This window comes from Stenotrophomonas sp. GD03777 (assembly GCF_029842485.1).
GTDB classification, from domain to species: Bacteria; Pseudomonadota; Gammaproteobacteria; order Xanthomonadales; family Xanthomonadaceae; genus Stenotrophomonas; species Stenotrophomonas sepilia.
Window position 1 is genome coordinate 1 of record NZ_JAOCGL010000062.1, and the last position, 23,347, is coordinate 23,347.

18 protein-coding genes are annotated in these 23,347 nt (G+C 67.3%); 6 read left to right on the plus strand and 12 right to left on the minus strand.

The window, feature by feature from the left end:
* Positions 1-3: 3 nt before the first annotated feature.
* Complete coding sequence (locus tag N5E02_RS13565) at positions 4-891, minus strand: DnaJ C-terminal domain-containing protein (RefSeq protein ID WP_005418339.1); 888 nt, start codon at positions 889-891, stop codon at positions 4-6.
* A gap of 261 nt (positions 892-1,152) precedes the next feature.
* Between N5E02_RS13565 and N5E02_RS13570 the strand changes: the two genes are divergently transcribed.
* On the plus strand, positions 1,153-1,635 hold the full coding sequence (locus N5E02_RS13570; protein ID WP_005418341.1) for a peroxiredoxin: 483 nt from the start codon (positions 1,153-1,155) through the stop codon (positions 1,633-1,635).
* Between the two features lie 29 nt (positions 1,636-1,664).
* On the plus strand, positions 1,665-2,240 hold the full coding sequence (locus N5E02_RS13575; protein WP_005418343.1) for a ferritin-like domain-containing protein: 576 nt from the start codon (positions 1,665-1,667) through the stop codon (positions 2,238-2,240).
* Between the two features lie 115 nt (positions 2,241-2,355).
* Here the strand turns inward: N5E02_RS13575 and pbpC are convergent, their stop codons facing one another.
* The 9 genes from pbpC to prpB all read right to left on the minus strand — a co-directional run bounded on the left by pbpC (position 2,356) and on the right by prpB (position 18,126).
* Positions 2,356-4,737, minus strand: coding sequence for a penicillin-binding protein 1C (gene pbpC, locus N5E02_RS13580; protein WP_279946365.1), 2,382 nt, complete (start codon positions 4,735-4,737; stop codon positions 2,356-2,358).
* A 49-nt stretch (positions 4,738-4,786) separates the two neighbouring features.
* Positions 4,787-9,694: an alpha-2-macroglobulin gene (locus N5E02_RS13585; protein ID WP_188239621.1), complete on the minus strand. Its 4,908-nt coding sequence runs from the start codon at positions 9,692-9,694 to the stop codon at positions 4,787-4,789.
* Positions 9,695-9,854: 160 nt separating this feature from the next.
* A complete protein-coding gene (locus tag N5E02_RS13590) occupies positions 9,855-11,315 on the minus strand; it encodes a bifunctional 2-methylcitrate dehydratase/aconitate hydratase (RefSeq protein WP_065185443.1) in 1,461 nt (486 codons plus the stop codon).
* A 124-nt stretch (positions 11,316-11,439) separates the two neighbouring features.
* Positions 11,440-12,618, minus strand: a complete 1,179-nt coding sequence (gene prpF, locus N5E02_RS13595) for a 2-methylaconitate cis-trans isomerase PrpF (RefSeq protein ID WP_005418353.1) — start codon at positions 12,616-12,618, stop codon at positions 11,440-11,442.
* Positions 12,619-12,621: 3 nt separating this feature from the next.
* Positions 12,622-12,984 (minus strand): type II toxin-antitoxin system RelE/ParE family toxin, encoded by a 363-nt coding sequence (locus N5E02_RS13600; RefSeq protein WP_279946366.1) that lies wholly within the window; start codon positions 12,982-12,984, stop codon positions 12,622-12,624.
* Positions 12,981-13,223: a type II toxin-antitoxin system ParD family antitoxin gene (locus N5E02_RS13605; RefSeq protein WP_139727505.1), complete on the minus strand. Its 243-nt coding sequence runs from the start codon at positions 13,221-13,223 to the stop codon at positions 12,981-12,983. Before N5E02_RS13605 ends, N5E02_RS13600 begins: the two co-directional genes overlap by 4 nt.
* Before the next feature lie 100 nt (positions 13,224-13,323).
* Positions 13,324-15,942 (minus strand): Fe/S-dependent 2-methylisocitrate dehydratase AcnD, encoded by a 2,619-nt coding sequence (gene acnD / locus N5E02_RS13610; RefSeq protein ID WP_065178213.1) that lies wholly within the window; start codon positions 15,940-15,942, stop codon positions 13,324-13,326.
* A 97-nt stretch (positions 15,943-16,039) separates the two neighbouring features.
* Positions 16,040-17,197 carry a 2-methylcitrate synthase gene (prpC, locus tag N5E02_RS13615; RefSeq protein ID WP_005418357.1) on the minus strand — a complete coding sequence of 386 codons (1,158 nt, stop codon included), beginning with the start codon at positions 17,195-17,197 and terminating at the stop codon, positions 16,040-16,042.
* 35 nt (positions 17,198-17,232) lie between these two features.
* Complete coding sequence (prpB, locus tag N5E02_RS13620) at positions 17,233-18,126, minus strand: methylisocitrate lyase (protein WP_005418360.1); 894 nt, start codon at positions 18,124-18,126, stop codon at positions 17,233-17,235.
* 154 nt (positions 18,127-18,280) lie between these two features.
* Between prpB and prpR the strand changes: the two genes are divergently transcribed.
* Complete coding sequence (gene prpR / locus N5E02_RS13625) at positions 18,281-19,864, plus strand: propionate catabolism operon regulatory protein PrpR (RefSeq protein ID WP_279946367.1); 1,584 nt, start codon at positions 18,281-18,283, stop codon at positions 19,862-19,864.
* A gap of 84 nt (positions 19,865-19,948) precedes the next feature.
* Here prpR and pdxH read toward each other — a convergent pair whose 3' ends face one another.
* On the minus strand, positions 19,949-20,548 hold the full coding sequence (pdxH, locus tag N5E02_RS13630; RefSeq protein WP_279946368.1) for a pyridoxamine 5'-phosphate oxidase: 600 nt from the start codon (positions 20,546-20,548) through the stop codon (positions 19,949-19,951).
* A gap of 40 nt (positions 20,549-20,588) precedes the next feature.
* Here pdxH and N5E02_RS13635 point away from each other — a divergent pair, with 40 nt between their 5' ends.
* The gene (locus tag N5E02_RS13635) at positions 20,589-21,416 is read left to right on the plus strand and encodes a kinase (protein WP_139727511.1); all 828 of its coding nucleotides are present in this window, start codon (positions 20,589-20,591) and stop codon (positions 21,414-21,416) included.
* A 6-nt stretch (positions 21,417-21,422) separates the two neighbouring features.
* Here N5E02_RS13635 and N5E02_RS13640 read toward each other — a convergent pair whose 3' ends face one another.
* On the minus strand, positions 21,423-21,626 hold the full coding sequence (locus tag N5E02_RS13640) for a dodecin family protein (protein ID WP_005410663.1): 204 nt from the start codon (positions 21,624-21,626) through the stop codon (positions 21,423-21,425).
* A 98-nt stretch (positions 21,627-21,724) separates the two neighbouring features.
* Between N5E02_RS13640 and N5E02_RS13645 the strand changes: the two genes are divergently transcribed.
* Both N5E02_RS13645 and aroB read left to right on the plus strand, forming a co-directional pair.
* Positions 21,725-22,267, plus strand: coding sequence for a shikimate kinase (locus N5E02_RS13645; RefSeq protein ID WP_005418375.1), 543 nt, complete (start codon positions 21,725-21,727; stop codon positions 22,265-22,267).
* Positions 22,264-23,347 (plus strand): 3-dehydroquinate synthase (gene aroB, locus N5E02_RS13650; RefSeq protein WP_279946369.1); only part of this gene is annotated, 1,084 nt, incomplete at its 3' end. The genes N5E02_RS13645 and aroB, both read left to right, overlap by 4 nt.

Below are 23,347 nucleotides of genomic sequence, written 5' to 3' on the forward strand. Positions count from 1 at the left end.
TGCTCAGATCGTCTCGCCAAACGCCTTGGCCAGGTTCCGGTAGGCCTTCTTCTGCGCCTCGTCGGTCGCGGCCGGGGCCACGATCTCGATCTCGACGATCTGGTCGCCATCCGGATTGCCCGGCAGGCCACGCCCGCGCAGGCGCAGCTTGCGCCCGGCATCGGAGTCGGCCGGGATCTTCAGTTCCACCGCGCCGCCCAGGGTCGGCACGCTGATGCTGGTGCCCAGCGCGGCCTGCCACGGCGTGACCGGCAGGGTGTAGAGGATGTTGCGGCCATCGACCTCGAACTGCGGGTGTGCGGCGTACTCCACTTCCAGCAGCAGGTTGCCGCCATGGTTGCCCTGCCCCGCCAGGCGGATCACCTGGCCCGGACGGATGCCCTTGGGCACGCGCACGTCCAGCTGCTTGCCGTTGACGGTGATGCGCAGGCTGTCGCCGCTGTAGGCCGCTTCCAGCGGTACCGACAGCTTGGCGCGGGTGTCGCGGTTGGGCGCATGGCCCTGGCTGCTGAATCCCGGGCCAGGGCCGGCACCGCCGCGCTGGCGCGCGAACAGGCTTTCGAAGAAGTCGCTGAAGCCGCCGTTGGCGCCACCACCCCCGAACACTTCCTCAAAGTTGAAACCACCGGCGCCGCCGTAGTTCGGCGGCACGTTGAACTCCTCGCCCGGGCGATAGCCCTGCGCGCGCAGCTGGTCGTAGGCTGCACGCTTTTCCGGGTCGCGCAGCGCCTCGTAGGCCTCGTTGACCGCCTTGAACTTGTCTTCGGCCCCGGCCTCCTTGCTGACGTCCGGGTGGTACTTGCGTGCCAGCCGGCGGTAGGCGGTCTTGATCTCCGCCTCGCCCGCGCTCGGTTCCACCCCCAGGGTGGCGTAGTAATCCTTGAATTCCATCCAGCTACCTCGATCTGCTTCGGCCGCGCCGGTGGCGCCGCCCCGGGTTCATTCTACGCGCCGGCGATGCTACGCCGTCGCTCGTGCGGCCCCGGTGAGGCCGACTGATCCTGCGCAATGCGGTTGCCATCGCCCTGCCCCAGGCTATGGCTGGAAGCCCGCTCCGCAAAGCCTGAAGATGGGCCCTGCACGCCGGTTTTCCAATGTCTTGACGTCCCTGTCCCATCCGGCCCACTACGCTGCCCCAGCAAGGAGTTCCCCATGACCATCCATGTCGGCGACCGCATTCCGGAAGTCACCCTCAAGCGCATCCGCGAGGGCATTGAAACGCTCGATACGCATTCGCTGTTCGACGCGCGCAAGGTGGTGCTGTTCGCTGTGCCCGGCGCGTTCACGCCGACGTGCTCGGCCCGCCACCTGCCCGGCTACGTCGAGAAATTCGAGGCCTTCCGCCAGCGCGGCATCGATGTCTACTGCATGGCCGTCAACGACCCGTTCGTGATGAAGGCCTGGGCCGCCGATCAGCACGTGCCCGACGGCCTGCTGATGCTGTCCGACGGCAATGCCGAACTGACCCGTGCGCTCGGCCTGGAGCTCGACGCCAGTGCCTCGGGCATGGGCATCCGCTCGCGCCGTTTCGCCCTGTTCGTGGTCGACGGCGTGGTCCGCGCCGCCTGGGTTGAACAGCCCGGTCAATTCGAAGTGTCTTCGGCCGACTACGTGCTGGAGCACCTGCCCACCTGATCTCCCACCGCAAGAGGAAACGGCCAGCCATGTCCAGCAAGCCAGCCAAAGCCCCCAAGCCCACCGCGCAGATTCCCGGCATCAGCGAGCGCACGGCCCTGCGCGAGCGCGCCCGGCGCAACATCGAGGATGGTGCGATCACCGACAGCTACAGCGCCGACCGCAAGGTGGTGATCAAGCTGCTCAACGACGCACTGGCCACCGAGTACGTGTGCGTGTTGCGCTACTACCGGCACTACTTCATGGCCAAGGGCATGCTGGCCGACGCGGTGAAAGCCGAATTCCTTGAACATGCACAGCAGGAACAGGCGCATGCCGGCAAGCTGGCCGAGCGCATCGTGCAGCTCGGCGGCGAGCCCGACTTCAACCCGGATACGCTGACCGCGCGCTCGCATGCCGAATACAAGGAAGGCAGCGACCTGCGCGACATGGTCCGCGAGAACCTGGTGGCCGAACGCATCGCCATCGACAGCTACCGCGAGATGATCAACTTCATCGGCGACCGCGATACCACCACCAAGCGCATCCTCGAAGAGATCCTGGCGCAGGAAGAGGAACACGCCGACGAGTTCGCCGATCTGCTGGATGGGTGGATCGGGGAGTGATCCGGTAGATGCCCACCCTGGTGGGCGCCTTTGCCGCGTGCCAACCAAGGTTGGCACCTACCAGAGCACGGCGGTGTCGTTGGCGCTGGACCGCGCGCCGCGCATTGCCCGGCGCCTACCGGAGGACAGTGAACCGTACCTGCGTCCACGCGCCGTCTGCGGCCAAGGCGGTCAGGGTATGCGCACCGGGATCGGCGAACTCGCGCTGCATCAACTGCGCGCCGTGGGTCTGCGCGATCCAGCGGCCGTCCAGCAACCAGTCCACCGCCTGCTCGCTGCCCAGCGCGCGCAACTGCAGGCGCACGCCGTGTTCCGAATTAGGCGCGCGCGCCAGCGTGGCGCCGTCATTGAGCCCGTCCACATGCAGCGCGACGCTGGCCTCGCGCCCGTCGTCGCGGCAGTCTGGCGACAGTCCCGGCAACTGCGAAGCCTCGCGCGTGGCCTTGGGCAGCCACGGTGACAGCAACGCCGGCCAGCGCGCGATCTCGCGGGCGACTTCTTCGTGCGGCAAGCGGCAATCAGCAGACACGCGCAGTCCGCTGCGGGCATCGGCCAGGTAACGCTGCCGGCCCGGCTGCCAGCGCCGCGCCTCGCGTTCGGGGAAGGTCGGCGGTGCGGCGCCATCGAGCAGGTAGGCTGGCATCCGCCGCTGGCACAGTGCGGCCGGCAGTCCCTCGGCACGTTCGCCAGTGGGCCAGCAGATGTCTTCCTGGCTGACACTGGCCGGCATCGGCGCGGCCGCCGAATCACCACGCTGGCGCGGCAGGCTGTCCACCACTTCGAACATCAGCGGCAGCGCGGTGACCGCGCCGTACTGGCCCGGCAACGGAGTACCGTCCGGCCGGCCCACCCACACGCCCACCGTGTAGTGGCGGGTACTGCCGATCGCCCATGCATCGCGGTACCCGTAACTGGTGCCGGTCTTCCACGCCACGCGCGGGCGGCCACCGACATCGAACGTCCCGGCGCTGTACCCCGGGCGCGGGTTTGATTCGAGCATCTCGCGCACGATCCAGCTGGCGCCCGGCGAGGCCAGGCGCCGCTCGATCATCGGCTCGTCGTCGGTGTAACGCACGCGGCCGGCGATACCGCTCCGGTTGAACGCGGCGAACGCGCCGACCAGGTCTTCCAGGCGCGCGCCGGTGCCGCCCAGGATCAGCGACAGGTTGGGCGAACTGCCCGGCGGGAAGCGCAGTTGGATCCCGGCGTGCGACAGGCGGGCAGCGAAGCGCGCCGCGCCGACCCGCTGCAGCAGATCCACCGACGGCACGTTGAGCGACAGCCGCAATGCGCTGGAGGCACCGATGGGCCCATTGAAGGCCATGTCGAAGTTGCCGGGGCGGTAGCTGCCGAAACTCTGCGGTGCATCGACCAGCAGGCTTTCCGAATGGATCAGGCCATCGTCCAGCGCCATCGCGTACAGGAACGGCTTGAGCGTGGAGCCTGGCGAACGCCAGGCCTGCACCATGTCCACGTGACCCAGCCGCTGGCGGTCACCGAAGGACAATGTACCGACATAGGCGCGTGCCTGCAGGGTCCGGTTGTCGACCACCAGCAGGGCCGCCGAGGTACGCTCGGGCAGCGTCGAGAAATAGCTGGCCACGCGCTCTTCCAGCGTGCGCTGCAGGCCGATGTCGATGCTGCTCTGGATGCGTGCCTGGCCCGGATGCGCCGAGTGCAGGCGCTGCGCCAGCAGCGCGGCGTGCAAGGGAGGGCGTAGCGAACGCGCCACCACGTTCTCGACGCGCGCATCCTCCACTTCTTCCGGTGTCCACGCGCCCAGCTCGGCCATGCGTGACAGCACCTTGTCGCGCGCCTTCTGCGCAGCTTCCGGATGGCGGTCCGGGCGCAGCCGGCTGGGCGCCTGTGGCAGCACCGCCAGCAGCGCAGCCTCGGCATGCGACAGCTGCGCCGCCGGCTTGCCCAGATAGGCCCAGCTGGCCGCTTCCACGCCTTCGATGGTGCCGCCGTAGGGTGCACGCTCCAGGTACAGGGCCAGGATCTGCTGCTTGCTCAGGTGCACCTCAAGCTGCACCGCACGCAGCATCTGCTTCAGCTTGCCCCACGGGGTGCGTGAGTGCGGATCGAGAATGCGCGCGACCTGCATGGTCAGGGTCGAACCGCCGGACACGATGCGGCCGCCGCGCAGCAGCTGGCCGCTGGCCCGCAGGATCGCCAGCGGGTTGATGCCCGGATGGCGCCAGAACCAGCGGTCTTCATAGGTCAGCAACGCCTGCAGGTACAGCGGTGAGACGCTGTCGATCGAGGCTGGATAGCGCCACACGCCCTCGGCATCGGCAAACGCGCGCAATGGCGTGCCGTCGGCAGCCACCACCAGGGTGCTGGTATCACGCTGCTTCGGCAGCGGCGGCGGGAAGGCGAAATCCAGCACCAGCAGCAGCGCCAGCGCAGCGGCCATGCCCCAGCGCAGCCATGGCCACAGCGGCCGCCACCGGCGGCGCAGGGCCGCCAGCCGGTTCGTCATCGTGTTCTTCATTGCGGGTTGCCAGCAGGACGGGCCGCGCCGTCGCGGCCCGTCCGCGCGGTCACGGCTGTACCACCGTGATCGTGGTCGGGTTGCTGCGGCCGACGCCGCGCAGCTGCGGCCGGTACATGTCCTCCACCAGCGGCGGCGGCACCGAGTAGGTTCCCGGCGTCACCGCGCGGACCAGGTAGAACACGTTGGCCTTGCTGCCACGCGAGAGCTTCAGCGCGGCCACGTAGCGGTCGTCGCGGAACTCCTCGTGCTTGGTATCGGCGGCCTCACCCCGGTCGCTGATGGTGATGCCATCGACCACCACGTCGGCCCACTGCTTGGCATCGCCCAGGTTGAAGTTCTCGATCTCCAGGCCCGCCGGCAGCAGGTCGGTCAGCAGTGCATCGGGCATCGTGGTGTCGGCGGTGACGGTGACGCGCACGATCAGCGCTTCGCCTTCCTTCAGCGGGCGCGGCGACCACGGCTTGCCATCGGTACCGAAGTAGCTACGTTCAATACCCACTACGCTGTTGTCCGGTGCGGGCGCACTGCGCGGGATGCCGGCCACATCAATGCTGGCGAACATCGGCGGTTGCCCCTGCGGGGTGAAGCGCACGCCGCTGGCCAGCTCGCTGGCGCTGAAGTTGCGGCCGAACAGCTTGCGCTCGCCGATGGCTTCGGTGCTGCCACCGATCACCAGCTCACCGGCCACCAGCGCCTTCTGGTTGGCGGCCAGGGCCTTGCCGAGGCGGGCAATCGCCACCTGTTCCTGCGTGCTCAGCCACATCCAGCCGGCATTGCGGCGCGCATCCAGGCCACGGCCAAGATCCACCGCACGCGCATCCCAGGCGGGCTTGGCCAGCTTGTTCTCGTGGGTCAGCGCGATCATCAGTGCATCATCGCGGATCGCACTGCCGTAGTCGCCGAAGTACGACGGACGTTCGCTGCTGGACTTGGCGAAGGCCGCCGCCAGCGCGGCCTGGCCACGCTTGGCATCACCCTGCAGCGACAGCGCCACGCCCAGGTGGACCAGCGACAGGCCACCGACCGCCTTGCTGCGTTCGTTGTCGTACAGCGTGCGCAGGGTACCCAGCGGTGCACGATTGACCCGGGCCAGCACGTAGCCCGAATACGCCTGGTTGGCGAACTTCAGCTTCTCGCGATCCTCCTGGCCATAGAACTGATTGCCGCCGGACAGCAGATCCTCGCTGAGCCGGTTGAGCGCCTTCTGCAGCACGTTGTCGGGCACGGCGAAGCCGGCGTCCTTGGCATCAAGCAGGAACTCGGTGATGTACGGGGTCAGCCATGGGTTCACGTAGCCATCGTCACCCCACATCGAGAAGTTGCCATTGGCCACCTGCATCGACGCCAGGCGACCGAACGCACCTTCCATGCGCTCTCTACGGGTTTTGGCATCCAGGCCATCGGCGCCGAGCATCGACGAGGTGGCCTGGTCCAGGATCAGCGCGGCGTAACCCTTGCTGGTGGTCTGCTCGGCACAGCCATATGGATAGTTCAGCGCGCCCTGCAGTGCACTGGCGAACGGGATCGGCGGCAGCGGGCTGACCAGCAGGCGGGCATTCACCGACTCGGACATCAGGCCCTCGGTCAGGCTGTTGTCGAGGCTGACCGCCGCCAGCGGATCGAGCGTGCGCACCTGCGAACGTAGCACCTGCGGCCACGCCGCACGCACCGGCAGGTCGTAGCGGCGATCGGCCTTGAAGCCGTTGCCGTCCACCCGCACCCTCACCTTGGCCACGCTGTGGCCTTCGCGTGCCGACAATGGGAAGCTCAGCGTGGTCTTGGCGTCGGCATTCAACTGCACGCTGCGGCTGCCCTCGCCCAGGTTCAACGGGCCCTCGGTTTCCACCTTCACGTTGAACTGGCCCGGCTTGCCGGTGAAGTTCTGCACGTCCAGGGTCACGGTGCTGCGGTCGCCCGGGGCCAGCACGCGCGGCATGCTGGCTTCGGCCAGGATCGGTGCGCGCACTATGGTTTCCACGTCGCGCTTGCCGTACTGGTCATCGCTGTAGACCAGCGCCGACACGCGCAGGGTGCCGTTGAAGTCCGGCACTTTCAGCCGGATGCGGGCATTGCCCTTGGCATCGAGCTGTACCGGGCCGGAGAACAGGTCCACGGTCTGCACGCGCGCGGTCGGGCGCTTGGCCTGCGGCAATGCCTGCAGCGCCATGTCGCCGCCGAACTTCAGCTTGCCGCTGCCACCATCGAAGCTCTCGATCACCCGGCTGTAGATGTCGTAGGCATCGATACCGAGGCGACGCTGGGCAAAGAAGTGTGCACCGGCATCGGGCACCGGGAAACGGGTGATGTTGAGGATGCCCACATCCACCGCCGAAACGGTGACGTGCGCGGTCTTGCCGGCCAGCTGCGGCGCACTGACGGTTACCGGCAGGTCCTGCTCCGGGCGCATCTGCTTGGGCGCGACCAGGCCGACGGCCACGGTGCGGCCCTTGCGGTCCATCGGCACGTGCACCACGCCCACGGCACGGGCCGGGGTGATCTTGCTCGGCGCACTGCCGCCACGGAACACCAGCGCGGTGATGTAGACGTCGTGGCGCTCCCAGTCGGCGGTGACCGGGATCTTGAAGGTCGAACCCGGCTTGGCCTCGATGTCCTGCACATACAGCATGCGGTCGGTCTCGACCATCAGGATGCCCTTGCCGGCGTGCGGCGGGGTCACCGTCACCTCCAGGGTGTCACCGGCCTTGTAACCGGTCTTGTCCAGGCCCAGCTTGACCTTGTCCGGGCGCGCATCCAGGCCACGGTTGTCATCGCCCCAGCTCCAGCCGGCACGGAACGGATAGCGGCTGGTCAGGCCGGTGGACGGATCGAACACGTCCACCCGGTACTCGCCCCACTCCACCGGGAAATCAAAGGCGACCGCGCTGTTGCCGGCATCGACGGTGCGGGTTTCCCTGTTCTCGAAACGGCGGGTGAAGTCGTAGTCCCAGCGGTTGTCGTTGAAGGTCCAGTGGTAGTCGCGCAGCTCGCGCACCAGGGTGATCTTCAGGCCCTTGGCCGGCTGCGGCGTACCGGCAGCATCCACGCGCATCAGCTCGAAGCGCGCATTGCCATTGGAATCGGCGCCATCGTCCGGGTTGAACAGCGGCCGCACGCCGACCAGCGCATTGGCCGGCCACATCACCCGCTTCAGGGTGCGGGTGACTGTGCGGCCGCCGGTTTCATACAGGCTGCCGGACAGCACCACGGCGATCGGCGCCTTGGCCTTGGCCGCCTCTTCCGGCAACGCCACATCCTCACGCAGCTGGCCATTGGCCGGCAGCGTGGTATCGATCACGTCCTTGGCCTCGCGCGGCAGCTGCAGGGTCGGGTCACCGAAGAAATAGCCCGGCAGGCCGTCCACCGGCTTCTGTTCGGCGGCCACCGCCATGCGTGCGGTGAAGCGGTTGCCATCGGCCGGTGCGCCATACAGGTAGGCACCATTGGCCTGCAGGCGCAGGTCCTCACCCGGCTTCAGCGTCTTCTGCGCACTGTCCAGGTCCAGCTTCATGCGTTCGGGCAGGAACTCCTCGATGCGCAGGGTCATGCCCTGGATCGCTTCCTTGCTGGCCGGGTCGGTGCGGAACTCGACCTGCCAGCGCCCGGTCGGCGCCTCGGCGGGGATCACCTGCTCGAAATTGATGTAGCCCTGGTCGCCTGGCTGCAGGCGGGTCTCGCGGAAGGTCTTGCCGTCGGGCTGTTTCAGCCGCAGGAACACCGGTTGCGCCTTGACCGGCTTGCCGTCGTTGTCGCGCAGCAGCGCGGACAGGCGCACGGTCTCGCCGGGGCGGTACAGGTCGCGCCCGGACCAGGCATAGACGTCGAACCAGGCATTGTCACGGCCGGCCACGGCGAATTCGCTCAGGTCCAGCGCCGGCTGGTTGAACGGCAGGAAGCTGGTGTCCTTGCCACTGCTGGCGACCAGCACGTGGGTGGCATCCAGGGTGTAGTTCAGCAGCGCATTACCATTGCCGTCGGTACTGCCCTTCAGCACCACCTCGCCCTTGGCGTCGAGCACGCGCAGGTCGATGCCCTTCAGCGGCGCGCCGTCCTTGAGGCCGGCGGTGTGCACGAACAGCTTGTCCTTGTAGGCGCGGGTATGCAGGCCGATGTCGCTGACCGAGAAGAACGCGGTGTCGAACTCGCCTTCGTAGTCACCGGTACGCTTGAGCAGGGCGAAGTACAGGCCCGGCTCCTGCAGTTCCTTGATGTCCTGGGTGGGCAGGTAGGTCAGCACCCGCTCGTTCTGCTTGCCGCCAAGGATGAAGCGGTTGACGTAGACCGGCTCGGCCAGCTTGTTGATCGGGCTGCGCTCGTAGTCGCTGCTCAGCTCCCAGCTGCCACGGCGGCCGCCGCGCTGGTACTGGCTGAAGAAGGTCGGAAGATCCTTCTCGCGCACGCGCAGGAATTCGACGTCGACTTCCGGCACGTTCACCGAGACCACCGGCAGGCCACGGCTGTCCTTGGCAGGCAGCACGCTGCCCTGCGAGGCGAAGCCAACCACCGGCTTCAGCTCGCCGCTGAACACCTTCTGCTTCAGTTCCTTGCCCAGGCGGCTGCCATCGGCGGCCAGCAGGTCCGGCGAGACCACCAGGCTGAACTCCTTGCCGGCCTCGACAAACGGGTAGCGCAGGGTCAGGCCGTCATCGGACAGCGTCCAGCTGCTGTCCTCGGTGCCGACCTTCTCCTCGAAGCGCACCAGCGTGTCGAAATCCTGGGTGCCGACCAGCGGGCGCGAGAACTCCAGCGCCAGCGACAGGCCGTCATTCTTCTGGTCCGGGTAGGCCCGCAGCAGGGTGAATTCCTTCACCTGCTCGGCCTTGGTGGTGATCGCCTCGCCACTGGCCTTGGGCAGCTGCCCGCTGTCGTTGCGGCAGCCGGCCAGGCCCAGCAACAGGCCTCCTGCCAGTACCGCCGCCGCCCATCCCCACCGCTTCCGCCGTGCCGGACCGCTCATGTCGTCACTCCTTGATCGAGGTGGCCATTATAGGCAGGCCGCGTCAAGGCGTTGGCGCCCCGGCGGTCGGAAACCCGGTTCCGCCCGGGACCCGCTAGCCGCCAACCTTGGCTGGCGCTCCCCCACATGCCAACCAAGGTTGGCATCTACCAGAGCGGCCTCACCCCGGCTGGTACAGGTCCACATAGTCGGTCACCGGCATTGCCGCCAGCGCCACCGGATCCAGTGATGCCGCCAGGATGCGCTGCTGCTGGACTGTCGGGAAGCGGTGGGCCAGGTGCCGGCGGAACTTGTCCATCAGCAGCGGAATGCCTTCCTCCCGGCGTCGGGCATGGCCGAGCGGGTATTCCACCAGTACCTCGGGCAGCTCAGTACCGTCGCTGAAGCGCACGCCCAGGCCGTTGGCAATGCTGCGCTTGTCCGGGTCCAGGTAGTCGGCGCTGAGTTGCGGATCCTCATGGCAGGCCATCTTCGCCCGCAGGGCATCGATGCGTGGATCAGCGGCAACGTCGTCCTCGTAATCCTCGGCCACCAGCCGCCCGTGCAGCAGCGCGATGGCGACCATGTACTGCACGCAATGGTCGCGGTCGGCCGGGTTATGCAGCGGGCCCTGCTTGTCGATGATGCGGATGCAGGCTTCCTGGGTCCGGATCGCGATATGCGCGATGTCCTCGACCCGCCGCCCCATCGCACGCAACTGCTGGTGCAGCATGATGGCCGCCTCCACTGCGGTCTGGCCATGGAACTCGGCCGGGTAGCTGATCTTGAACAGCACGTTCTCCATCACGTAGCTGCCCAGCGGTCGCCCCAGCGTCAGTGCCTTGCCATGCATCGACACCGCTTCAAAGCCCCAGGTCGGCGCGCTGAGCACGCTGGGGTAGCCCATCTCGCCACTGGCCGCCATCAGCGCCAGGCGCACGCCACGGCTGGTCGCATCGCCAGCTGCCCAGCTCTTGCGCGAGCCGGTGTTGGGTGCGTGCCGGTAGGTGCGCAGGGACTGACCATCGACCCAGGCCAGCGACAACGCATTGAGCATGCGCTCGCGATCCAGGCCGAGCAGCTGCGCAACCACAGCGGTGGTGGCCACTTTGACCAGCACCACGTGGTCCAGCCCGACCCGGTTGAAGGAATTCTCCAGCGCCAGCACGCCCTGGATCTCGTGCGCCTTGATCATTGCCAGCAGCACGTCGCGCACGGTCGGAGGTGGGCGCCGCAGAGCCTGCGCGTTGCGCCCCAGCCAGTCGCAGACGGCAAGGATGCCACCCAGGTTGTCCGAAGGGTGCCCCCATTCGGCCGCCAGCCAGGTATCGTTGAAATCCAGCCAGCGCACCATCGCGCCGATGTTGAAGGCGGCCTGCACCGGGTCCAGCACGTAATGCGTACCCGGAACGCGCGCGCCGTTGACCACGCTGATGCCCGGCACCAGTGGACCAAGCAGTTTGCTGCAGGCCGGGAACGACAGCGCTTCCAGGCCGCAGCCCAGCGTGTCGAGCAGGCAGTGGTGCGCGGTCTGGAACGCCAGCGGTGAGTCGATGCGCGCGTCGCGCACGTAGTCGACGATGCCCACCAGCAGCGCATCCCACGCTGCACGCTCGTTGGATGGGGTGTGGCTGTCGGACATCATCGATCTCCTCGTTGCGGTGCACGGTCGCCCGTGCACCATGCCAACCAAGGTTGGCATCTACCAAAGCAATCTGTCTCTGCGGCCCGGTAGTCGCCAACCTTGGTTGGCGTTCACCAACGCATCACTCGACCGGTACCCGCACCTTGCCTTCCATCAGCACGCGGGCGCTGCGGCTCATGATGGCCTTGGTCACCGTCCACTGGCCGTCAACGAGACCGGCCTGCGCACCCACGCGCAACGTGCCGGAGGGATGGCCGAAGGTCACCGCTTCGCGTTCGCCGCCTCCAGCAGCGCGATTGACCAGCGTGCCCGGAATCGCTGCCGCGGTGCCGATCGCCACGGCAGCGGTACCCATCATCGCGTGGTGCAGCTTTCCCATCGACAACGCACGCGCATGCAGGTCGATCGCCGAGGCCGGAATGACCTTGCCACTGGACGACACGTAGTCCTGCGCCGGTGCCACGAAGGCCACCTTCGGCGTGTGCTGGCGGGTCGCCGCATCTTCCAGGTTCTTGATCAGCCCCATGCGCAAGGCGCCGTAGGCGCGGATCTTCTCGAAGCGCTCCAGCGCCCCCTTGTCCTCGTTGATCGCAGGCTGCAGTTCGGTGCCGGTGTAGCCCAGGTCGGCCGCATTGAGGAAGATGGTCGGAATGCCGGCGGTGATCATGGTCACCTCGAAACTGCCCACGCCCGGCACGTCCAGGGTGTCGACCAGGTTGCCGGTCGGGAACATCGCGCCCGCATCGCCGTCATCGGACGGATCGATGAACTCCAGCTGGATCTCGGCGGCCGGGAAGGTCACGCCATCCAGCTCGAAATCACCGGTCTCCTGCACTTCGCCATCGCGCATCGGCACGTGGGCGATGATGGTCTTGCCGATGTTGGCCTGCCAGATGCGCACGGTGCACAGGCCGTCGCGTGGCACGCGGGACGGATCGATCAGGCCGTTGGCGATCGCGAACGGACCCACCGCAGTGCTGAGGTTGCCGCAGTTGCCGCTCCAGTCGACGAAGGCGGTGTCGATCGAGACCTGGCCGTACAGGTAGTCCACATCGTGGTCCGGCACCGACGCGGTGGAAATGATCACGCATTTACTGGTGCTGGAGGTGGCGCCGCCCATGCCGTCGGTCTGCTTGCCATACGGATCGGGCGAGCCGATCACGCGCATCAGCAGCGCATCGCGTGCGGCGCCCGGCACCTGCGCGGCGTCGGGCAGGTCCTGCAGGCGGAAGAACACGCCCTTGCTGGTGCCACCGCGCATGTAGGTGGCGGGAATACGGAGTTGCGGGAGGAAAGTCATGGATCAGTATCCTGGGTGCGACGAACCAATATCGGGGTTGAGCTCCTCGTCTTCGAGCAGTGCTTCCATACCCCGCGAAGCATTCCAGATGCGCACGATGGAAACGTGCGCAAGTAGCTCCACGTAGTAGACCAGGTAGCCGTCGAAGCAACGAACCGGATGAAAACGCAACGGCGCTGGCAGCGAGGGCAACAGATCCGCATGCAATGTGGAACCAGCACCCGGGTGAGCCTCGATCAGCTTGACGACGGACTCCACCGCATCGATGAAGCCGACTTCCAGCACTTCTCCGCCCTGATCTGCATACCAGGCTGCTGCCTGGTCGAGATCTAGAACCGCTGCAGGAGACCAGTGCGAAGGTCTCACTTGCGGTTCCGAGCACGCTCACGGAGCTTGTCGAAGTGATCCGGCGCCAGAGGCGCCGAAGGACCAGAAGACAGCCCCTCGGCAATCAGCTGCTTGAGCAGTTCTTCGGCCTTGCTGCGCTGGCGCTGGCGGATCAGGTCGCGCACATAGTCCGACGTGCTGGAGTAGCCGCCTTCGCGCACTTCTTCGTCCACGAACTGCTTGAGCGGATCAGTCAGCGAAATGTTCATGGTGGCCATGAGACTCTCCATTGGCAGTTTTTGCCAAGTCAGTGTGCGCCCTGCCCAGGTGTCGGACAAGCCCGCCCCCGGCCTCCGGGGGCAGGCATTCAGGCCGGTATCACGCCACCTTGGCGCCTTCCAGGAAGTCCTGCGCGAAGCGCTGCAACACGCCACCGGCCTCGTAGATCGCCACTTCCTCGTCGCTGTCCAGGCGGCAGGTGACCGGCACGATCACGTCCTGGCCGTCGCGGCGGTGGATGACCAGCGTCAGCTCGGCGCGCGGGGTGCGCTCGCCGACCACGTCGAAGGTCTCGGTGCCATCGATGCCCAGGGTCAGGCGGGTGGTGCCCGGCTTGAACTCCAGCGGCAGCACGCCCATGCCGATCAGGTTGGTACGGTGAATCCGCTCGAAGCCCTCGGCCACGATCGCCTCCACGCCAGCCAGGCGCACGCCCTTGGCGGCCCAGTCACGCGAGCTGCCCTGGCCGTAGTCGGCACCGGCAATGATGATCAGCGGCTGCTTGCGCTCCATGTAGGTCTCGATGGCTTCCCACATGCGCATCACCTTGCCTTCCGGCTCCACGCGCGCCAGCGAACCCTGCTTCACGCTGCCGTCGTCGTTGCGCACCATCTCGTTGAACAGCTTCGGGTTGGCGAAGGTGGCGCGCTGCGCGGTCAGGTGGTCGCCGCGGTGGGTCGCGTAGGAATTGAAGTCCTCTTCGGGCAGGCCCATCTTCGCCAGATACTCACCGGCGGCACTGGAGGCCAGGATCGCGTTGGACGGCGACAGGTGGTCGGTGGTGATGTTGTCCGGCAGCACCGCCAGCGGGCGCATGCCCGACAGCGTGCGCTCACCGGCCAGTGCGCCCTCCCAGTACGGCGGGCGACGGATATAGGTGCTCTGCGGGCGCCAGTCGTACAGCGGGCTGACCGTCGCGCCGTGCTCCACGCGCACATTGAACATCGGGTTGTAGACGCGGCGGAACTGCTCCGGCTTGACCGAGGCCTTGACCACGGCGTCGATCTCGGCGTCGCTCGGCCAGATGTCCTTCAGGCGCACCTCGTTGCCGTCGGCGTCCACGCCCAGCACGTCCTTCTCGATGTCAAAGCGTACGGTGCCGGCGATGGCATAGGCGATCACCAGCGGCGGCGACGCCAGGAAGGCCTGCTTCGCATACGGGTGGATGCGGCCATCGAAGTTGCGGTTGCCCGACAGCACAGCCGTGGCGTACAGGTCACGGTCGATGATCTCCTGCTGGATGGCCGGATCGAGCGCGCCGCTCATGCCGTTGCAGGTGGTGCAGGCGAAGGCGACGATGCCGAAGCCCAGCTTTTCCAGGTCCGGCAGCAGGCCGGCCTCTTCCAGGTACAGCTGCACCGCCTTCGAGCCGGGCGCCAACGATGACTTCACCCACGGCTTGCGCAGCAGGCCGCGCTCATTGGCCTTGCGTGCCAGCAGGCCGGCAGCGATCACGTTGCGCGGGTTGGAGGTGTTGGTGCAGCTGGTGATGGCGGCGATGATCACCGCGCCATCCGGCATCAGCCCCTGTGCCTGCTCGGCCTTGCCCGCTGCCAGCTTGGCCTCGTCGGCGATGCCGCGCTCGGCCAGCTCGGCGGTCGCCACGCGCTTGTGCGGGTTGGACGGGCCGGCCATGTTGCGCACCACGCTGGACAGGTCGAAGCGCAGCACGCGCTCATACTGTGCGGTGGCCAGGTCGTCAGCCCACAGGCCGGTGGTGCGCGCATAGTTTTCCACCAGCGCCACCTGCGATTCCTCGCGCCCGGTCAGGCGCAGGTAATCGATGGTCTGCCCGTCGATGTAGAACATCGCGGCGGTGGCGCCGTATTCGGGGCACATGTTGGAGATGGTGGCGCGGTCACCGATGGTCAGTGCCGCCGCTCCCTCGCCGAAGAATTCAAGGTACGCGCCGACCACGCGCTCCTTGCGCAGGAATTCGGTCAGCGCCAGCACCACGTCGGTGGCGGTGATGCCCGGCTGCGGCCTGCCGGTCAGCTCGACGCCGATGATATCCGGCAGTCGCATCCACGAGGCACGACCGAGCATCACGTTCTCGGCTTCCAGGCCGCCCACACCAATGGCGATCACGCCCAGCGCATCCACGTGCGGGGTGTGGCTGTCGGTGCCCACGCAGGTGTCGGGGAAGGCTACGCCGTCCTGCACGTAGATCACCGGCGACATCTTCTCCAGGTTGATCTGGTGCATGATGCCGTTGCCCGGCGGAATCACGTCCACGTTCTCGAACGCCAGCTTGGTCCAGTCGATGAAGTGGAAGCGGTCTTCGTTGCGGCGATCCTCGATCGCGCGGTTCTTCTCGAACGCCTGCGGATCGAAACCACCACACTCCACCGCCAGCGAGTGATCGACGATCAGCTGCACCGGCACCACCGGATTCACCTTGGCCGGGTCGCCGCCCTTGTCGGCGATCGCATCACGCAGGCCAGCCAGGTCGACCAGTGCGGTCTGGCCGAGGATGTCGTGGCACACAACGCGCGCCGGGAACCACGGGAAATCCAGGTCACGGCGGCGCTCGATCAGCTGCTTCAGCGAATCGGCGAGCGTGGCCGGATCGCAGCGGCGTACCAGGTTCTCGGCCAGCACGCGCGAGGTGTACGGCAGGGTGGCATAGGCGCCGGGCTGGATTGCATCGACGGCGGCGCGCGCGTCGAAATAGTCCAGCGCGCTGCCGGGGAGGTTCTTGCGGTAATCAGTATTCATGGGCTGGCGGAATGCTTGGGGCGGGCCGGGTGCCGGCGGTGCGGCGGCGAAAGCATCCGGCCGGCACGCGGCCGGCCGGATGGGGACAGCAGGTGGATCAGACGCGCTTGTCGATGGCGACGAAGTCGCGGTCTTCCGGACCGATGTAGTTGGCGCTCGGGCGGATGATCTTGCCGTCGATGCGCTGCTCGATGATGTGCGCGCTCCAGCCGGCGGTGCGCGCGATCACGAACAGCGGGGTGAACATCGCGGTCGGCACGCCCATCATGTGGTAGCTGACGGCGCTGAACCAGTCCAGGTTCGGGAACATCTTCTTGATGTCCCACATCACCGATTCCAGGCGCTCGGCGATGTCGTACATCTTCATGCTCGACTGTTCTTCGGACAGCTCGCGGGCCACGTCCTTGATCACCTTGTTGCGCGGATCGGAGACGGTATAGACCGGATGGCCGAAGCCGATCACCACTTCCTTGCGCTCGACGCGGGCCTTGATGTCTTCCTCGGCCTCATCCGGATTGTCGTAGCGCTTCTGCACTTCGAACGCCACTTCATTGGCGCCGCCGTGCTTCGGGCCACGCAGTGCGCCGATGCCACCGCAGATCGCGCTGTACATGTCGCTGCCGGTACCGGCGATGACACGACAGGTGAAGGTCGAGGCGTTGAACTCGTGTTCTGCGTACAGGATCAGCGAGGTGTGCATCGCCTTCACCCACGAGTCCTGCGGCTTCTCGCCGTGCAGCAGGTGCAGGAAGTGGCCACCGATCGAGTCATCGTCGGTTTCCACGTCGATGGCACGGCCGTTGTGGCTCCAGTGGTACCAGTACAGCAGCATCGAGCCGAGGCAGGCCATCAGCTTGTCGGCAATGTCGCGCGCGCCCGGATGATTGTGGTCATCCTTCTCCGGCGCCACGCAGCCGAGCACGGACACACCGGTGCGCATCACGTCCATCGGGTGTGCCGACGGCGGCAGTTCTTCCAGTGCGGCCTTCACCGCGGCCGGGATGCCACGCAGCGACTTCAGCTTGGCCTTGTACGAAACCAGCTCGGCGCGGGTTGGCAGCTTGCCGTGCACCAGCAGGTAGGCGATTTCCTCGAACTCGCTGGTGTTGGCCAGGTCCAGGATGTCGTAGCCACGGTAATGCAGGTCGTTGCCACTGCGGCCCACGCTGCACAGCGCGGTGTTGCCGGCGGCGGTGCCGGACAGGGCGACGGACTTCTTCGGCTTGAAGGTCGGGGTTGCGGTCGTATCGTTCATGTTTCCCTCCGAAACTTGATGGTGCAGGGTACTGCTTATTTCTTGGCGGCGAACAGCGCATCGAGCTGCTGCTCGAAGGCGTGGTAGCCGATGCGGTCGTAGAGTTCTTCGCGGGTCTGCATGGTTTCCACCACGTTGCGCTGGTGGCCATCGCGGCGCACCGCCTGGTAGACGTTCTCGGCCGCCTTGTTGGCCGCGCGGAACGCCGACAGCGGGAACAGCTGGATCGCAACACCGGCCGAAGCCAGTTCATCGCGGCTGAACAGCGGGGTGGCACCGAATTCGGTGATGTTGGCCAGCACCGGCACCTTCACCGCGTCGACGAAGCGACGGTAGGTGTCCAGGTCGTAGGCCGCCTCGGCGAAGATACCGTCGGCACCGGCCTCGACACAGGCAATGGCGCGCTCGATGGCCTTGTCCACGCCGTCCACCTGGATGGCGTCGGTACGCGCGATCAGGAAGAAGTCCGGATCGGTCTTGGCATCGGCGGCAGCCTTCACGCGGTCGACCATTTCACCCTGCGAGACGATCTCCTTGCCCGGACGGTGACCGCAGCGCTTGGCGCCAACCTGGTCTTCGATGTGGCAGGCGGCCGCGCCGGCCTTGATCAGCGATTTCACGGTGCGCGCGATGTTGAACGCACTCGGCCCGAAGCCGGTATCGATGTCCACCATCAGCGGCAGGTCGCAGACATCGGTGATGCGGCGCACGTCCACCAGCACGTCTTCCAGGGTGTTGATGCCCAGGTCCGGCAGGCCCAGCGAGCCCGCGGCAACACCGCCGCCGGACAGATAGATGGCGCGGAAGCCGGCGCGCTTGGCCAGCAGGGCGTGGTTGGCGTTGATGGCGCCGATCACCTGCAGCGGCGATTCGGCAGCAAGCGCCTCACGGAAGCGGGCACCGGCGGAGAAAGGGGCGGAAGCGGTCATGCGGCAATCCAGGTTGGAGAACGGATAGGTAGGCGCAAGCACCATGCCAAGCTGCAAGCCGTTGATTTCACGGGGATGACCGCCACGCAATAGTGAAACGTATGAAACACTGAAACGGATGTATCATGAAACATAACGTCGACCTCCAGCCGCCATGTACCTGCCCCGCTCACCCCTGCGCCACGCCGACACCGACCCCGGTCGCCCGGTGATCTGGACGGTCAGCGTCTCGCGCCTGACCGGCCTGCTCGGCGATGTCATTCCCGAATTCGATCGACGCGCGCGCATCGAGCAGATCAACCTAGGTTTCGAGGAAGCGGTAGATGTGATCGGTCAACGCCTGCGCCGCGAGCATTGCGACGTGGTCATCGCCGGCGGCTCCAACGCGGCCTGGCTGCGCGGTCGGCTGGAGCTGCCACTGGTGCCGATCCAGGCCAATGGCTTCGACCTGATGGAAGCGTTGGCCCGTGCCCGCCGCATCGCCAGCCGCATCGGCCTGGTCACCCACGCCAGCGACGTACCGGCGTTCAGCAACTTCCAGCAGAGTTTCGGCCTGGATATCGAGCACCGCCGCTTCGTCACCCGCGAGGATGCGCGCGACTGCATCGCCGACCTGCGCGCCAACGGCATCGAGGTCATCGTCGGCACCGGCATGGCCATCGACCATGCCGAGCAGGCCGGCCTGCCGGGGGTACTGCTCTATTCGGCCGACTCGGTGCGGCAGGCGTTTGAACATGCGCTGGAGCTGACCCAGGCGCTGGCCCGCTCCAGCGGCAACCGAGCCGCCCCGCGCCGGCGCCCGGCAGCGCGTGCCGACACGCATGAACTGCTCGGCGACAGCCAAGCGATGGCCCAGGTGCGCGCACAGATCGCGCTCTACGCACCGCACGACAGCACGGTGCTGGTCACCGGCGAAACCGGCACCGGCAAGGAACTGGTAGCGCGTCAACTGCACGCCGCCAGCGGCCGTCGCGGGCGCTTCGTGGCGCTGAATTGCGGCGCCATCAGCGAATCACTGCTGGAAGCCGAACTGTTTGGCTACAGCGATGGTGCCTTCACTGGTGCACGGCGCGGTGGTCGCGTGGGCCTGGTCGAGGCCGCCGATGGCGGTACGTTGTTCCTGGATGAGATCGGCGAACTGCCGCTGCCGTTGCAGACCCGCCTGCTGCGCGTGCTGGAAGAACGCGAGGTGCTGCGTGTCGGCGCTACCGAACCGACCGCAGTCGACCTGCGCGTGGTGGCCGCCACCCTGCAGTCGCTGGAGCAGCGCGCGGCGACCGGCAGCTTCCGTCGCGACCTGTATTACCGGCTGGCCGCGCTACGCATCGCCCTGCCCCCGCTGCGTGCGCGGCGCAGTGACATCCCGCTGCTGGCACAGCACTTCTTCCGCCAGCTGCGTGGCATCGACGCACCATTGGATGAGGATGCACTGGCGTTGCTGAGCGCGGCCGAGTGGCCGGGAAACGTGCGCGAACTGCGCAATCTGGTGGATCGACTACGCATCCACTGGCAGCCGGCTGAAGGGCATATTGATGCTTCGCGACTGCTGCAGCTTGCGCCCGAGCTGGCAAGCGAAGGCGCGACGGCACTGCCGCTGGAAAGCAACGGCAAACGCCCGCCGCGTGCGCAGCTGGAAGCATTGCTGCAGGAACATCGCAATGACCGCGAGGGCATGGCACAGGCGCTGGGCGTATCACGCACCACGCTATGGCGCTGGCTGCGCGCGGAGGGTCTGTAGAGCCGAGCCCATGCTCGGCTGCTTCTGCAGGGACAACAGCCGAGCATGGGCTCGGCTCTACAGCAGCCCCGGCACCGCCCTGACTTACGGATACAGCAGTCGCTTGCTCCAGCGCCCTTCAGCACCGGCTTCATAGCACCAGCGCTCGTGCAGGCGGAACTGCGCGCCGTACCAGAACTCGATGCGGTCAGGCACCACGCGCAGGCCGCTCCAGCCGTCCGGGCGCGGCACGTCCTGGCCCTCGAAGCGGGCTTCGACCTCGGCCACGCGCGCGTCGAATTCCTCGCGCGTGGCCAGCGTCTTCGACTGCTGCGAAGCCCAGGCGCCGATCTGGCTCATCCGCGGGCGGCTGGCGAAATAGGCGTCGGCCTCGGCATCGGCCACCTGCTCGACGCGACCCTCGATGCGCACCTGGATGCCGGCCTCGCGCAGGCTGCGCCACAGGAACAGCAGTGCAGCCTGCGGATTGGCCTGCAGCTCCCGGCCCTTGTGGCTGTCCAGGTGGGTGTAGAACACGAAGCCACGCTCATCGAACGCCTTCAGCAGCACGGTGCGCGCCGACGGACGGCCGTGCGTATCGGCGGTGGCCACGGTCATGGCGTTCGCCTCGACCTCGCGGCTCTGCCTGGCCTCTTCGAACAGGCTGGCAAACGTGGACAGGGCTTCGGCGTACAGGTCGCTCATGATTGCGTTCTTCTCACACGGATTGGGCTATTGTGGCTGCATGGCCGCTGCTGCGTATATGCCCCAGGTGAAAGGATTCCCCGAAACATTGGCCGAACAGGTGCTGGACGACGCACTGGGCAGTGGCGCAGCGGTTCCAGTATTGGCGATCAGCGGCCTGCAGGGGAGCGGCAAATCGACGCTGGCCGCGCAGGTCGTGGCCCGCGCCCAGGCACGCGGCCTGAACGCCGCCACGCTGTCCATTGATGATGTCTACCTGACCCGCGCACAGCGGCAGCGGCTGGCCCGCCAGGTGCATCCACTGCTGATCACCCGGGGCCCGCCGGGAACCCATGACCTGCCGCTGGCCCACGCAGTGCTGGATGCGGTGGCCGCGCGCCAGCCCTTCGCGATGCCGCGTTTCGACAAGCTGGCCGACGAACGCCTGCCCGAAGCGCAATGGCCGCGCCTGCACCAACCGCTGGACCTGCTGGTGTTCGAAGGCTGGTTTCTGGGCACGCCCGCGCAGGATGACAACGCGCTGGACAGCCCGTTGAACGCGCTGGAGCGCGAGGCCGACGCCGATGGCCGCTGGCGGCGCTGGTGCAACCAGGCGCTGGCCCGCGACTACCCGGCGCTGTGGCAGCGCTGCGACCGGCTATGGTTCCTTCATCCGCCGGATTTTTCGGTGGTACCGCGCTGGCGCTGGCAGCAGGAGCAGAACCTGCAAGCCGCGCAGCCGGGCCGGCACGGCATGAGCCGGCCACAGCTGGAGCGCTTCGTGCAGTACTACGAGCGGGTCAGTCGGCAGGCACTGCACACCCTGCCCGCCCTCGCCGACCACGTGGTGGTACTGGACGGCCAGCGCCAAGTGCAGGACGTGCGCTGAGCACGCCTATTCCACCAGGAAGGTCACCCGCAGGTTGACCCGCCATTCGGTGATCTCGCCGCTGCCATTGGTGACCACCTTGGTCTCGTTCACCCAGGCGCCCTGGATGCCCTTGACCGTCTCGGAGACCTTCTTCAGCCCACTGCGCACGGCGTCCTCCACGCTCTTCGGCGAGGAGGCGGTGATTTCGATGACCTTGGCGACCGTCATGGCCTGTACTCCGGCTGGCGCGGGAGACCCCGCTGGAACGCCTACCCTGACGTGAAGAACGTAAAGGCCAGGGCACGGAGGTGTTAGCATCAGAGGGCATGAATCCTGCTCCGAACCTGATCCTGATCGGCCCGATGGGCGCCGGCAAAACCTGCATCGGCCGCCGCTTGGCCGAGCGCTTCACGCTGGACTTCGTCGATGTCGACCAGGCCATCGTCGATGCCGCCGGTGCCAGCATCCCGACCATCTTCGAGCACGCCGGCGAAGCCGGTTTCCGCAACCATGAACGCGAGGCCCTGGCCCGTGTGCTGGAAGGCCGCGGCCAGCTGGTCTCCACCGGCGGCGGCGCGGTGCTGGACCCCGACAACCGTGCACTGATCGCCCGCCGCGGCTTCGTGGTCTACCTGCGGGTCAGCGTGACCGCGCAGCTGGAACGCCTGGCCCGCGACAAGGGCCGGCCGCTGCTGCAACGCCCGGACCGCGAGCAGGTGCTGCACGACCTGGCCGCACACCGCGACCCGCTATACCGCGAACTGGCCGACCTCACCCTCGATACCGACCCGTACACCGCTGCCGATGCGACTGCCCAGCTGGTGGTCAAGCTGGCCACGCAATGGCAGCGCCAGGACCTGACTGCATGACTTCCCCCGCCCTGCTGCAGGTCGCCGTTGGCGGCGACCGCCCCTACACCATCACCATCGGCGCCGGTGCCCAGGCCGATGGCGCTGCACTGGCCGCGCACGTTCGCGGCCGCCACGTGCTGCTGCTCAGCGACAGCGAAGTCGCCCCGCGCTATCTGGCACCGGTGAAGCAGACCCTGCTGGCCGCGCGCCCCGACCTGATCATCGGCGAGCACGTGCTGGCCGCCGGTGAGGCCTCCAAGACGCTGGCCGAATTCGGCCGCGCGATCGAAGCGCTTGCGGCGCTCGGCGCCACGCGCGACGCCTGTGTCTTCGCCCTCGGCGGCGGCGTGGTCGGTGACCTTGCCGGATTTGCCGCCGCCTGCTGGATGCGCGGCGTGGACTGCGTGCAGCTGCCGACCACCCTGCTGGCGATGGTCGATTCGTCGGTGGGCGGCAAGACCGCCGTCGACATCCCGGCCGGCAAGAACCTGGTCGGCGCCTTCCATCCGCCGCGTGCGGTCATCGCAGATACCCGCGTGCTAGCCACCCTGCCGCCGCGCGAACTGCGTGCAGGCCTGGCCGAAGTGGTGAAGTACGGTGCGCTGGGCGACGCGGTGTTCTTCGAATGGCTGCAGCAGCATGCCGATGCGCTGGTCGCCGGTGAAGACCACGTGCTTTCCGAAGCCATCGCGCGCAGCTGCCGGCACAAGGCCGCCATCGTCGAGCGCGATCCGTTCGAGAAGGGCGAACGTGCCCTGCTCAACCTCGGGCATACCTTCGGCCATGCCATCGAAACCGAGCAGGGCTACTCGGCTCCAGGCCGCGATGCGCTGAACCATGGCGAGGCGGTGGCGGTGGGCATGGTGCTGGCGGCGAAGCTGTCCACCGACCTCGGCCTGGCCGACGATGCCGATCGCGCACGCCTGCAGGCGCTGCTGGAACGGCTCGGCCTGCCGGTGTCGATCCCGGCCGGGCTGGACCCGCAGGCCCTGCTCGGCCGCATGCGCCTGGACAAGAAGAACGTGGCCGGCCGCCTGCGCCTGGTGCTGTGGCGCGGAATGGGCCGCGCCGAAGTGGTGCCGGACGTCGATGAGGCGG

Excerpts from the sequence above, each read along its gene's own strand:
- N5E02_RS13565 (WP_005418339.1), bottom strand. The coding sequence starts at position 891 with ATGGAATTCAAGGATTACTACGCCACCCTGGGGGTGGAACCGAGCGCG.
- N5E02_RS13570 (WP_005418341.1), top strand. The coding sequence starts at position 1,153 with ATGACCATCCATGTCGGCGACCGCATTCCGGAAGTCACCCTCAAGCGC.
- N5E02_RS13575 (WP_005418343.1), top strand. The coding sequence starts at position 1,665 with ATGTCCAGCAAGCCAGCCAAAGCCCCCAAGCCCACCGCGCAGATTCCC.
- pbpC (WP_279946365.1), bottom strand. The coding sequence starts at position 4,737 with ATGAAGAACACGATGACGAACCGGCTGGCGGCCCTGCGCCGCCGGTGG.
- N5E02_RS13585 (WP_188239621.1), bottom strand. The coding sequence starts at position 9,694 with ATGAGCGGTCCGGCACGGCGGAAGCGGTGGGGATGGGCGGCGGCGGTA.
- N5E02_RS13590 (WP_065185443.1), bottom strand. The coding sequence starts at position 11,315 with ATGTCCGACAGCCACACCCCATCCAACGAGCGTGCAGCGTGGGATGCG.
- prpF (WP_005418353.1), bottom strand. The coding sequence starts at position 12,618 with ATGACTTTCCTCCCGCAACTCCGTATTCCCGCCACCTACATGCGCGGT.
- N5E02_RS13605 (WP_139727505.1), bottom strand. The coding sequence starts at position 13,223 with ATGGCCACCATGAACATTTCGCTGACTGATCCGCTCAAGCAGTTCGTG.
- acnD (WP_065178213.1), bottom strand. The coding sequence starts at position 15,942 with ATGAATACTGATTACCGCAAGAACCTCCCCGGCAGCGCGCTGGACTAT.
- prpC (WP_005418357.1), bottom strand. The coding sequence starts at position 17,197 with ATGAACGATACGACCGCAACCCCGACCTTCAAGCCGAAGAAGTCCGTC.
- prpB (WP_005418360.1), bottom strand. The coding sequence starts at position 18,126 with ATGACCGCTTCCGCCCCTTTCTCCGCCGGTGCCCGCTTCCGTGAGGCG.
- prpR (WP_279946367.1), top strand. The coding sequence starts at position 18,281 with ATGTACCTGCCCCGCTCACCCCTGCGCCACGCCGACACCGACCCCGGT.
- pdxH (WP_279946368.1), bottom strand. The coding sequence starts at position 20,548 with ATGAGCGACCTGTACGCCGAAGCCCTGTCCACGTTTGCCAGCCTGTTC.
- N5E02_RS13635 (WP_139727511.1), top strand. The coding sequence starts at position 20,589 with ATGGCCGCTGCTGCGTATATGCCCCAGGTGAAAGGATTCCCCGAAACA.
- N5E02_RS13640 (WP_005410663.1), bottom strand. The coding sequence starts at position 21,626 with ATGACGGTCGCCAAGGTCATCGAAATCACCGCCTCCTCGCCGAAGAGC.
- N5E02_RS13645 (WP_005418375.1), top strand. The coding sequence starts at position 21,725 with ATGAATCCTGCTCCGAACCTGATCCTGATCGGCCCGATGGGCGCCGGC.